Annotated in this window: 11 protein-coding genes; 2 read left to right on the forward strand and 9 right to left on the reverse strand. The window is 43.2% G+C overall.

All coding sequences use genetic code 11. The features are described from left to right. Positions 1-819: 819 nt before the first annotated feature. From IPJ86_12140 to IPJ86_12165, 6 genes are all read right to left on the reverse strand, one after another. Positions 820-1305, reverse strand: coding sequence for a hypothetical protein (locus IPJ86_12140; GenBank protein MBK7888000.1), 486 nt, complete (start codon positions 1303-1305; stop codon positions 820-822). Positions 1306-1309: 4 nt separating this feature from the next. Beyond that, positions 1310-1783, reverse strand: a complete 474-nt coding sequence (locus IPJ86_12145) for a hypothetical protein (GenBank protein MBK7888001.1) — start codon at positions 1781-1783, stop codon at positions 1310-1312. A 31-nt stretch (positions 1784-1814) separates the two neighbouring features. Next, complete coding sequence (locus IPJ86_12150; protein MBK7888002.1) at positions 1815-2369, reverse strand: sigma-70 family RNA polymerase sigma factor; 555 nt, start codon at positions 2367-2369, stop codon at positions 1815-1817. Positions 2370-2492: 123 nt separating this feature from the next. Further along, the gene (locus IPJ86_12155; protein MBK7888003.1) at positions 2493-3458 is read right to left on the reverse strand and encodes a transketolase family protein; all 966 of its coding nucleotides are present in this window, start codon (positions 3456-3458) and stop codon (positions 2493-2495) included. Between the two features lie 93 nt (positions 3459-3551). Beyond that, positions 3552-4892 (reverse strand): VWA domain-containing protein, encoded by a 1341-nt coding sequence (locus IPJ86_12160; GenBank protein ID MBK7888004.1) that lies wholly within the window; start codon positions 4890-4892, stop codon positions 3552-3554. A 50-nt stretch (positions 4893-4942) separates the two neighbouring features. Then, the gene (locus IPJ86_12165; GenBank protein MBK7888005.1) at positions 4943-5788 is read right to left on the reverse strand and encodes a transketolase; all 846 of its coding nucleotides are present in this window, start codon (positions 5786-5788) and stop codon (positions 4943-4945) included. Positions 5789-5952: 164 nt separating this feature from the next. Between IPJ86_12165 and IPJ86_12170 the strand changes: the two genes are divergently transcribed. Then, positions 5953-8028, forward strand: a complete 2076-nt coding sequence (locus IPJ86_12170; protein ID MBK7888006.1) for a DNA mismatch repair protein MutS — start codon at positions 5953-5955, stop codon at positions 8026-8028. A 141-nt stretch (positions 8029-8169) separates the two neighbouring features. Here IPJ86_12170 and IPJ86_12175 read toward each other — a convergent pair whose 3' ends face one another. Further along, positions 8170-9687 carry a T9SS type A sorting domain-containing protein gene (locus IPJ86_12175; GenBank protein ID MBK7888007.1) on the reverse strand — a complete coding sequence of 506 codons (1518 nt, stop codon included), beginning with the start codon at positions 9685-9687 and terminating at the stop codon, positions 8170-8172. Between the two features lie 274 nt (positions 9688-9961). After that, the gene (locus tag IPJ86_12180) at positions 9962-11392 is read right to left on the reverse strand and encodes a transglycosylase SLT domain-containing protein (protein MBK7888008.1); all 1431 of its coding nucleotides are present in this window, start codon (positions 11390-11392) and stop codon (positions 9962-9964) included. A 230-nt stretch (positions 11393-11622) separates the two neighbouring features. On the opposite strand from IPJ86_12180, the gene IPJ86_12185 reads away from it, so the two are divergent. Beyond that, entirely contained in the window at positions 11623-12090 is a 468-nt protein-coding gene (locus tag IPJ86_12185; GenBank protein MBK7888009.1) for a hypothetical protein, read from the forward strand. Between the two features lie 156 nt (positions 12091-12246). Here IPJ86_12185 and IPJ86_12190 read toward each other — a convergent pair whose 3' ends face one another. Then, positions 12247-12810: an HAD-IIIA family hydrolase gene (locus IPJ86_12190; GenBank protein MBK7888010.1), complete on the reverse strand. Its 564-nt coding sequence runs from the start codon at positions 12808-12810 to the stop codon at positions 12247-12249. Positions 12811-12861: the final 51 nt, after the last annotated feature.

Raw genomic sequence — 12861 nt, forward strand, 5'->3', positions numbered from 1 at the left:
TATTCTCAGCCCTGTAGGGGCGGCATCTCTGTAACGAAGAGTATCAGCTACCCCCACTAAAAAACCGGCACCCGACCTAAAGTCGGGTGCCGGTGGTTGTTAGGAGAGAGGACCTTTTCGGTTACAGAGATGCCGCCCCTACAGGGCTTTTACAACGAATATGCTGCTAGCTCCTAAAGAATAAAGTTGATACCTACCTATACTGAAGCTTCGGCAGGCAGGTTTAAACAGAAGATTGAATTATCAGAATTTCTCTTCTTCAAAATTAAGATTATTTAAAGTCGAAAAATAAAGTTGAGTTTCCGGGAAAAATCGATTGTATTCATCTTCAAAAGTTGCGTAATGTTTTATGTAAATGCGAATACCGGCTGGATACTGGATATCTCAAGGCCGGCATCTATTTTATAACGGTGTGGACGGAGAAGGGTAGTGTGATAAAAAAACTACTGAAGTTATAAGATTATTCTCAGCCCTGTAGGGGCGGCATCTCTGTAACGAAGAGTATCAGCTACCCCCACTAAAAACCGGCACCCGACCTAAAGTCGGGTGCCGGTGGTTGTTAGGAGAGAGGACCTTTTCGGTTACAGAGATGCCGCCCCTACAGGGCTTTTACAACGAATGTGCTGCTAGTTCTTAAAGGATGCAATAGGGTATAAATGTATACCGTATATGACTTTTAAGACGATGAATAGCCGGTTGTTTATTTTAAAAAATAGTAGAGATTTTGTTCTGAGATTTAACAAACTTAAGTCCGATATTAAGCACGTTTTTTAACCTGAAAAGTGGGGGGGCTTACGCTGTAAATATGAGAATTCAAGATTACTCCCTGCCGGGTCCTCTTTTTTCCATGCGTTTTTCGCGAATTTTTTCAATCAATTCTCTCTTGAAATCTTCTTCAGCACGATACAACATGGCTACTTTTTTGATAGGCAATGTTTGTTTGAATTGCGAATGGTATTTTTTCAGCACATCCAATTCCTGCTGTCGGGAGCTGATTTCTGCATCTATTAATTTCTCCACGTCTTTGTCGGGCATATTGGCGAAACTTTCCTTGCTGTCTTTCATTCGTTCTGCCCGACTTTCCTTGATGTTTTTTATTTCATCAGCGAAGGAATTATATACCGGCCAGAATTTCTGTGCTTCTTCCGGTGAAAGGCTAAGTTTTCGGGTGAGGAATGCAATTTTCATGGATTCAATATCCTCACGGTCCATTTTCGGGCGGCCACCCGGAGGTTGCGCGGCAAGAGGAGAAACCGATATGATGCTAAACAGCAACAGGAAGCAAAGGGAAACGATAGTTTTCATGGTATTATAATTCATTGGTTAATAAGATTTCGTCGGCGGATTGGATCAGGTAATCTTCAATTTCGAGATCAGAGATCGTATCAGTAGTTAAAGAAGTTGCATCGGCATCTTCCATGGCTTCCGCGATGAGCAGTTCATCTATTTCAAGGTAATAATTGCTTTCAATAAGGTCATCACAGGAAAACTGTTCTTCCATTGTGGCTACCTGCATTTTTTCAGTGTTGCCGGCCTCCTTCTTAAAATATCCGATCATTAAAGCAATGACCAAAACACTCACGATAGCAAACACGGGCTTCCAGCTGTAAACTGTACTGGTTTTTGGAGCATCTCCCTGACTGATTTTGTTCTGAATAGCGGAACTCAGATCATCGAAATAACCTTCCGGAGCTTTGAAGAGATCAACATGCTGTAGTGATCGCAACAAAGGAGCATCTTTCAGTTCTTCGTTTTCAGCAGAAGAGTGCGTTGGCTTTTTCATTTCTTATAGGATGGATATTTTTTCAATTGGTTTAATCTCCTCGTATTATTTTCTCCACTTTCGCTACGGCATGATGATAGGATGCTTTTAAGGCACCTACTGAAGTACCCAGCACCTCCGACATCTCCTCGTATTTCATGTTATCGTAGTACCGCAGGTTGAATACAGTACGTTGTTTTTCCGGTAAGCTGAGAATGGCCTGCTGGAGTTTTAGTTCCAGCTTATTCACGTCCATAGGTCTGTCTTGTACCAGCTTCTGTGATAGTTCTCCTTCCACATCACCAATGGGGAGAAAGAACCGCTTCCGCTTTTGTTTCAGAAAACCCAGACATTCGTTGGTGGCAATGCGATAAATCCAGGTGTACAACTGACTGTCTTCACGGAAACCATCCAAATGCTGCCAGACTTTAATAAAGGTATTTTGTATAAGATCATTGGCATCGTCATGGTCGATCACCATCCTCCTCACATGTCCGTAGACTTTTTGCTGATACTTTTTTACCAATAAATTAAAAGCATAATGCCGGTTATGGTTATCGGGATCACGAAATCGCAATAAAAGTTCCTGATCACTGAATTCAGCCATACATTGCCCGGTTGCTATTGATTTGAAAAAATTAGATGACCATCTTTCCCCATAGTTTAAGCGACGGCAGAAATTTTTAATAAAATCCTGAGTTCAACACCCCGCTTATTAAATTACGGCCATTCAGGCGTGTACATTTTTTCGCTGCATCACTTTTTCGACTGCTGCAACAATATGATCGGTATCCAGTCCGTATTTCACCATTAACTGTTCCGGCGTACCGCTTTCTCCAAACGAATCCTGCACAGCTACAAATTCCTGCGGAACAGGGTAGGAGGAAGATAAAACATGCGCGACGGCTTCACCTAAACCGCCAATTTTATTATGTTCTTCTGCCGTTACCACGCATCCTGTTTTCTTTGCGGAACGAATAATTGCTGCGGCGTCGATAGGTTTTATTGTATGAATATTGATGATATCAGCGGAGATACCGGCTTCTGCCAATCGTTCACCGGCTTCAATGGCTTTCCATACCAGATGACCCGTCGCTATGATAGTAACATCGGTTCCTTCGTTGAGATGGATGGCTTTTCCAATTTCAAAAACCTGATCAGCAGGAGTGAAATTTGGAACCACCGGACGACCAAATCTCAGGTAAACCGGACCATCATGTGCAGCGATCGCGATGGTGGCAGCTTTCGTCTGATTGAAATCGCAGGGATTGATCACCACCATACCGGGCAACATACGCATCATGCCAATATCTTCCAAAATCTGATGTGTGGCACCATCTTCACCTAAAGTCAGGCCTGCATGTGAAGCACAGATTTTAACATTCTTCTCCGAGTAAGCAATGGATTGACGAATCTGATCATAGACCCTGCCCGTGCTGAAATTAGCGAAGGTTCCGGTAAACGGAATTTTTCCGCCTATCGTCATACCTGCGGCGATGCCCATCATATTGGCCTCTGCAATACCGGTCTGAAAAAAGCGATCGGGAAACTCTTTCGCAAAAGCATCCATCTTCAATGATCCGGTTAAATCAGCACAAAGCGCGACCACTCTGGTGTCTTTACGACCAAGTTCGAGGAGTCCGGCGCCGAAACCGGAACGGGTATCTTTTTTTTCGGAGTAGGTATATTTTTTCATATGCAAAGATTTTATTTTAGTGCCGTAGGGTAGGCGAGGACTTGATTTTAAATAGTTGATTGTTTCAATTCTGAATTTTCTCCTGGAGTGTCGTCAATTAATATTCACACTAATACTGCTTCCCGATCCGATGCGGAAGGTTTTTTCAATGGTATATAAGGAGGACTGTGAATTTTTCGGTCGGAAGATAATGCGGTATAAACCCGGTTGCAGTACGATACTCTCCTTGATAGAATTCAAGGACATCCTATGCACCCATTGCAATTGATTTTTTTCTTCCAGCAAAATATCGCCATAACCGGGTGCATTGCAAACGATAGTCGCAAATCCAGGTGAAGGAATCTGAATCGTGGTGGTCTTACTCTGATCAATATGAATACCATTGATGTAAATACGGGGTGTGGTGAGAATTTCAAGATCGTATTCTCCAACAATGTATCTTGTCACCTCTTCGAAATCCTGTACATGCAAGGTGTTTTTATCTCCTTTTTTACGAATGATGGCTTTGAGTTTTTTATACTCATTCGCGCCATCTATTTTAAATTGCAAATCTCCCTGGGGTACATCTACCGCAATGATATTATGCTTTCCGGGCGTCAGTGTTATACTATCCTTTGTCACTTCAGGAATGGTATGGACGGTCATGCGATAAGCGCCCAGCGGATCAATCTGCACCGTATCCGGAACACCTTTGGCATTGATGGTATGCATAAGATTGTAACGGATATTTCCCGTATGACGGTCGTAGAAAGTCATGCTCGTATTTGTTTCTGTAGCCTTCCCCGTGATATCCAATAAATTTACCTGCACAGTGGTATTGTTGAGGGCCTGCGTGATGACGATGTTGAATGCATTCTTGAACTGCGTTTCATCCGTAGCATCGAAATAATTTCCGACACAGTCAAAGGATTTGATAAAATCTTTATTCAATCCCAGACCGATAATGAAAGGTTTTAATATGATTCCTTTTCGTTGTAACAGCGCAGAAACAGCACAGGGATCACCGTTGCATTCTTCAATTCCATCTGTAATTAAAATAATAATATTCCTCGCAGGACTTTTTGGAAAATCCCCGCCACAGGCTTCGAGTGAACGTGCGATGGGTGTTGTGCCGGAAGGACTTATTTCTTCCAATCGTTTCTTGATGGCGAAATTATTTCCTCTTCCAAAGGGAACTTCCAACCGGGTGTCGTCACAGTCCTGGGGTGGATAGCGCTTGGTATGTCCATACACACGCATGGCGAGTTCGAGGTTCTCCAGTCCCTGTAAACTATCCACCATTTCACCCAGCATCTTCTTCGCCACTTCATACTTGGTATTACTTTCCCAGCGGGCGTACATACTTTGAGAGGCATCAAAGAGGAAGAGAATACGTGTCGATTGTTCCGGGGCTCCACGTTGTGCTATAGCCGTATGGACTCCTGCTAGTAGCATGGATAGCAACAGGCACAATACAATTTTAAATGGACTTCTTCTTTTCAATTTCAGTAATCCCCTATGGTTACGGGATTTTGATCAAGTGCTTTTTGCAATTGTTCATCGTTTGGAGCAATGCCATGCCATTTATGTGAATGCATCATAAAATCGACACCATTTCCCATCATGGTTTTCATCAGTATCAATGTGGGCTGACCTAATCCGGTTAGTGTTCTTGCTTTTAACAGCGTGGCTCTTACGTTTTCGATATCATTCCCTTCCATCTCCAGCACTTGCCAGCCAAAGGCTTCCCACTTACTTTTGACATCTCCCAAAGGCAAGACATCATTGGTCGCCCCGTCTATTTGTTGTCCGTTCAGATCAACGGTGGCGATGATATTATCCACCTTTTTAGCTGCGGCATACATCGCCGCTTCCCATACCTGACCTTCCTGCATCTCCCCATCTCCCATAAGAACGTAAACCAGGCTATCGTCATTGTTCAGCTTCTTCGACTGTGCCGCACCAATGGCGACCGATAAACCCTGTCCCAATGAACCGGAGGCAACACGCACACCCGGCAAATGATCATGAGTAGCAGGATGACCCTGAAGGCGCGAATTGAGCTTTCGGAAAGTACCCAGCTCCTGCACCGGAAAATAACCATGACGCGCCAGCACACTGTACCATACCGGAGAGATATGTCCGTTGGAGAGGAAGAACAGATCCTGTCCCACACCATCCATGCTCCAGTTTTCAGGATCATGACGCAAGATGTCTTTATAGAGGACAGTAAGGAACTCGGTACAACCCAGAGAACCACCGGGATGACCGCTTTGTACGCCGTGTACCATCCTCACAATATCCCTGCGGATTTGCGTGGTTAAGTCTTTCAAAATAGAGAGTTCAGTCATGATCAGATTTTATGATGCAAAAATAGCTTCCTCTATCAAGTGAAATACATCTTTTCAACAATAGAATTGTATTTGTGGATAAATCATTAAGAATATCAGCATTTAAGTACAATCCTGTGAACATTTTGAGGATGACTGCGTTTTGGAGTATACTTTTGCAGCAGATGAAGATATTCCCGGAGCATTCCCTGATTAAGGAGGAGTTTGAGAAAATTCGGCTACTTGCCGTAGAGGAATGCAACGGCGAAGCGGGAAGGAAGGCGGTGCAGAAGATTCCGATTTTAGTCGATTTCGCGCAGATTTTACAACATCTTGAAGAAACGGAGGAGATGAGGAAGGTATTGTCGAATGGTGAACCCTTTCCTGCTGAGCGGTATCCGGATATTTCCCTCGAGCTCAAATTGCTTTATATCCCGAATTCCATGCTGACGACTGTGCAGGTGCTGCAGATCAATCGCATCGTCACATTGACCGGAGCTATTTTCAATTTCTTTAAAACGGGAGATGTTAAGTATCCTTTATTGCACCGTCATCTGATAGATGTGCCGTATGTAAAAGAAATTCCGGAAGCTATTCATGCCATCATGGACGATACAGGAATGGTGTTATCGAGTGCTTCTAACGAATTGGCAAGATTACGAAAGCAATTGGCGAGGAAGAGGGTGGAGTCGGAGCAGATTTATCTTTCTGTCATTCAGAAATACCGGAAGAGTGGCTGGCTTTCTGAAGCAGAGGAGAGTTGGCGTAACGGGCGACGCGTGGTGTCGATTGTTGCAGAACAGAAGCGAAGTGCGAAAGGCATTGTGCACGATATTTCATCCACAGGAAAAACCTGTTTCATTGAACCGGAAGAAACCATCGGCATTAATAATCTTCTGCTCTCCTTAGAAGAGGAGGAACGGGCGGAGATCAAACGTATCCTGCATGAACTGACAGCATTTTTGAGAAAGTATCATCCTGTTCTAAAAACGTATTATCGTTTATCGGAAGTGTACGATGTGGTCTATGCCAAGGCGCGACTCGCGATTAAAATGAATGCTTCCCTGCCGTACGTCGACCCTTTCCCGAAAATTGACGTGCGGGATGCGCGACATCCATTGCTGTATATGTACAATAAGTCGGCGGGAAAAAACACCATTCCGTTTACGCTAAAGTTACAGGGCGAGGAACGTATTCTTGTCATCAGCGGACCCAATGCCGGAGGAAAAACCGTTTGCATGAAGACCATTGGCTTGTTACAAATGATGCTTCAATCCGGATTATTGGTGACGGCAGATGCCAATTCCCGTTTTGGAATCTTCAGCGATTTACTGGTAGATATCGGCGATTCACAGTCGCTGGAATTTGAGTTGAGTACGTACAGCTCCCGGTTGCGGCATATGAAAATTTTTCTGCAACGTGCATCCGCCAATTCCCTTTTCCTGATTGATGAATTCGGTACAGGCACTGATCCTGCTTTGGGCGGCGCTTTGGCAGAAGCGATACTCGAAGAGGTAAACAGCAAAATGGCGGTCGGCATCATCACCACCCATTACATGAACCTGAAAGTGTTGGCAGATCGCACCAAGGGCATCATCAACGGATCAATGGCATTTGATGCGAAGAAACTCGAGCCGCTCTTTCGTCTGGAAGTAGGTAAGCCGGGGAGTTCCTACACCTTTGTGGTAGCCGAACGAAGCGGACTTCCATTCTCTGTCATTAACAAAGCCCGCAAGAAAGTAAAAAAGAATACGCTCTTGTTGGATGAATTGCTCAATAAAGTAGAGAAGGAAAAAAGTGAAGTCGCACGCTTGGTGGAGATGAATAAGGCGCAGGAAAAAAAGTTAAACGAACTCGTCAATAAATACGAAAAGAACGTCGTGCACCAGGAGCAAAGCATCGAGCAGCAGGAGGAAAGGGTGCGACAAAAAGAACTCCGCCTCGCCAAACAACTCGAAGATAAATTCCACCGCTTTGTAAAAGACTGGAAGGAAGCAAAAAATAAAAAAGTCGTTCTCGAAAAATACAACAAAAAGTTGCAGGAGCGAAGAAACGTCCTCAGCCAAAAAGATGTCATCAAGTTAGAAGAGACATTGGCCTACAACAAAGTTCATCTAAAGAAAGGTGTCCAGGTTCGCCTCCGCAACGGAAAAGTAACCGGCATCGTACAATCCATCCGCGAAGAAAAAGTAACCGTCCTCTTCGGCAATGTCAAAACCCTCGCCGAAATGAACAACCTCGTCATCGTGGAAACTAAATAAAAAAAACTATCTTTTTACCACTAAGTCACTAAGAGCACAATAAACACTAAGGATTCTTTCTTTTTCTTAGTGCTCTGCGTGTCCTAAGTGCCTAAGTGGTTATTGAGGAAAATTCCTTTGAAGTTAAAAGTTTATAGGCAACTAAAATTTGATTGTTTTCGACGAAACACTTTCCGAATCGGTAATTAAATTGACAAGATAAACCCCCTTCGCTACCGCATTCATCGGTATCTCTCCCGTCACATACCCTCCCGCTATCACCTCAATGTTTTTCTCAAACACCAACCTTCCTTCCATATCAAACAACCGCAAACTGCCCGTTCTTCCTTTGAGTTTGGAGGCGTTGACATGAATCATATTCCACTCGCTATTGTACCATGCATGTAAACTCCCCCCAACCCCCTCTTGTCCTGCGGACGAGGGGGACAACCCAACACTCAACGTATCACAAGGCGAACCCACCCATGCGCCGAGTTCGTAATCGGGATTGTTGGGAAGGCCGTAATATGATCTAGCTCCACCGAGATAAAAACTAAACGGTTGAAAATCGCAGGCGAGACCGAGTGAATCGGGTTGGTTGATGACAGAGAGGTGGGTGTTTATTTGAGTGTAAAATGTATCGGCATAAATAAATGAATTTAATTCATCTGCAGCGGCTAAATAAATTTTTCCATCGGGAGCCAGTTTCAGATCAGCAATTCCTTCGGTAGAAGTTATAAAATTATGTATAACGGTTTTACTATTTATTATAGAAGAAGCTTGTAAGTCAAACTGAAGCAGTTTTGAAGGTATACTATCTATTGCCGAATTTTCACTGACATATAGCTTACTTCCATCAGGCGAAAAGGAACTTGAAATATAGTAATAATTAACTTGAGGGCCGTTTTCAACTTCTACGGTTTCCCAAAGTGAAATAACTCCTGAACAGCGATCAAAATTGTACAATTGTATTAAATTAGCAAACGAAACATTCGCAAAATGATCACCATTCGGACTAAAAATTAAATGACCTAACCCTGTAGAATGACTTTGTCCTACAAATTGCTCAGAGTTTAAACTAATTACTGTGCTATCCACTAAATAAACATAAAAATTATTATAACTCAGGACTCCATTTGAGCCATCCCATCTTTGATACAATAGCCACCAATCTCTACCGTTGCCATGTTGAACTGCCATAAGAGCATCAAAGGCCGGATAATTATTAACAGGTGCATTTTTTTGGATAATGGCCCCTGAATCACTATTCGCACTTAAGTCAATCAAAGTATAAAACAATCCGAAAGGACAACTGGAAGTAACGCAACAACTAAATAGATACAATAAACTATCCGAGCCGGGTACAGGCAGAAATAGTCTCTCGTGATACCAACCACTTCCATAAATTAAATCACCGTTTTGCATATGTTGGTGATACTTATTCCAAACCTTTCCGTTTACAGGAATAAAAAAATCACTCCTAGATGAATATGCCATTAATCCGAGGGTATTACTTATCGAAGCAGAGCCACGTAACATTTTCATCGATGATTTGAAATTACTTGTAGATCCATTATTGAATTCAATACCAGAACTATCTCCAAACACCCAAAAGTTATTATTGTATTGGGCAACCACCTTCCCACCCCAAAAACCGCAGTCATCAACATCAAAGCGCAAAAGAATTTTTTCATCACAATAAAATTACGGAAAAACATTGAAAAGCAGGTAACTCATTTAAATTCTGATTAGCCTATGCTGTAGGTTAACCGCAAAGGCGCGAGGAATACGCGGGACTACTTCGCTAAAGCTACGAAGTCCAAAGGGGACGCAAGGGTTTATCACCATTAAGCCCAAAGCTGGTAGCTGGTGGCCGGAAGCCGGAAGCAAAAAATAGTATTGTAGACTAAAATCATTTCCCACCAATAAATAATATTGACAAGAAAATTATCATTTACGGATTATTTCCCAATTCATTTGATTTACTCAGATACTTTTGAGAAAGTCCGGCATTGCCGCTGATGCGATAGGCTTTGCTGAGTTGTTGTGCGGTGGCGGAAGAAGTTGGAAAATAATCCATGTTCAGACGCAGGAGGCGAATAGCATCTTCCATTTTTCTTTTGCGGATGAGTTTGGTAGAGATACGTACCAGTTGCTCATCGTTTAGGGGGTAGTGAATGTTTGCAGTATTGGGTTCCGCGCTTTTTGCTGCGATGGAAGTGGTGACATGATCAACCATCTCCTTGTAATAATCAAAGCTAATGGTGCCGTCTACTAAATCTCTTTCATACATTAAGAGACTGTATAAAAGGGCTTCGTTTTTTTCGGGCTCCGATAATTGTGGATTTCTAGTCGTGTTGGCGAGAATTTTATTTCCCTGAATTAAAAATACGGTATCACCATCCATGCGGAGAATGTCTTCAAAGTTCAACAGTGCCGCGAGGGCAATTTGGGAATAGTTCTGCGACTCGTTTTTAAATCCGCCACATTCGGTTTTCCATAATGTTTTGATGAGTTCTTGTCCACCGGAAACAGGATTGATTTTATTGATAGCGCAGGCTAAGTTTCCGGCTCCGGCATGATAAGCATGTAATACCAATAAACGGAACCAGATATCCTGCTCGCTATAGGGAATATTACGTGTGTCCAGCATAGACTTCACCTTTGGAATACAAATCGTGCTGATCAATCGGGAGGCACCGTACGCAGCTCTTTTTAAGTCGGAGCGTTCGTCAACATATTTATTTACTTTCAATCCGTATTTGGTGGCGACACTTTTCATCAGTTGAAAGGGTCCGCCGGCACCGGCATAGGATTTGGCGGTATGCTTGCCCGGACTTTCAATCAACAATATCGTTTGCGCGTACCAGGGATCAACACCGTACTCTTTGAAATAACCAACAGCCTTGCTGATGATCGGAATGGATTTGCGGTGTTCGTAGAATTCTCTTTTGCCATTGGTCACATAGAGTTCTTCACCATAGTCCACGCAAAATTCATCCTGCAACCGTTTTCTAACTGCCGTTTTTTCAAATTCAGATTGAGAGGTCCAGGTGCGATAGCAGGCGGTTTGCAAAGGATTACGGGTCCGTGCCACGTTGATAATACAGGAGTCGGGAGAAAGACACATGATCTGCTTCCAGAACTGTGCCTGTGCCAGTGAATCCCATCCTTCCGAAAAGATGGCTGCTCCGTTTACAAACTCGTAACTGGTGGTGTCCTCATTGGAGATGACTACTTTTCTGACGAAGGGTTCTTCCTTGGTGGGAATCGTAATGCTTTGCTGTGCTTCCGCCTTTTGCACCTGATTGCACGAGTGCAGGAGGATGCTTAAGCTGAGTAAAGGGAGAAGTTTATATGTTTTCAGCGGGATAAATTGCTGCATGTTTTCTTGTTTTGTCCTTGGTACGTGTGAATGGGAACGTGGTTACTCCGGAATCAGTATACTAATATAGTGAAAGAGTAAGCACTCTCCAAAGCTATTAAGATCGAAGGAGTTAAATGCGAGATATTTCATGCTTTTATTAACGAAATAATGTTAAATGAATTGTTTTAGCAGGATTTAAGAGGAAAATTTGGTGATTTGAAGCTATTTTTGCCAAAATATTCAATGAAATGGAACGTAAGATTTTCAAAGATTCAATAGAGATTTCGATCAGCAAGGAGCTGAAATTGTTCATCCGTTCGATGGCGGCGAGCTATCAGTTCATTTTTCAGCAGGAAAATTACGACTTCGTGCAGCGGACCATGGTGATCGATCTGGTGAACAAGGAGGGGGTGACTGTACTGGCTAATAAGTTTGCTGTAGCGGGAATCGGAGAGAAGATTGAACTGACGCGAGAGGAGTTGTACCTGATGTATACGATGATGGAATTGGTATGTCGCAGTTTCCTTTGTGATGTGGGAGATGATTATAAAGCCATCGCGATGAAGGTGAATCAGGTGAGCGAAGAGAAGTTTAATGAGGTGAGAAATACGGAGCTGAAAATTGCGCAAACGCTGATACAGCAAATCCGGAAGGAATTCTCGGAAGACCCCGATTTCGATGAAATCAACGAACGCATAGAATTGCTCGATAGATAGAGACTATCTTTTTAAACCACGGAGTCACAGAGTTACGGAGGTTCACGGAGTGTATTATTGTAATCTCCGTGCACCTCTGATTTCTCCTCTCCTCCGTGCCTGCCGACCGAAGCTTTAGCGAAGGTGGGGTTCAACTTTGAGATTTTTATTATTGGACTAGATTTTTATGCTTCCATCATCGAATTTGATGGCGAAGTCGAGTAGGGAATCAGCTAAAAAATCAGCATGCTCGAGGTTGGCGAGGGAGAAAACAACTTTTTTATCATCAATAAACACCGTTTTCATTCCGAGCGATTTCCCGAAGGCCATGTCGGAAGGCGTATTCCCCACCATGATGGATTTTTCAAAACGGATTTCCGGAAAATCTTCCTTTGCACATTGTCCCATGTACGGATGCGGCTTGCGTTTGATACTGGACCGGTCCTCGTCGGTAGCACTGTAAATTTTAGCGATCTGAATACCCCGCTGATGAAAAGCTTCGAGCATTTTACCGTGAATGTTATCCAGGTCCTCGGGACTCATAATTCCCGCACCGACACCGCGTTGATTGGTGACGATGATGATCCGTTCGAAAAGCGGTTGTAATAGTTCCAATGCCTCAAAAACTCCCGGTTCAAATTGAAACTCCGACCAGGATTTGACATAGTCTTTTTCGCGCTCGGTGTTCAATACGCCATCGCGATCGAGGAAGAGAGTAGAGTAGGGTGGTTGGTTGGTCAATTTTTTTTGTTTAAAATCTAAGGATTGAATGATTAAGAATGCTGCCCGTAA

Source organism: Bacteroidota bacterium (assembly GCA_016713925.1).
Lineage (GTDB): Bacteria > Bacteroidota > Bacteroidia > AKYH767-A > OLB10 > JAJTFW01.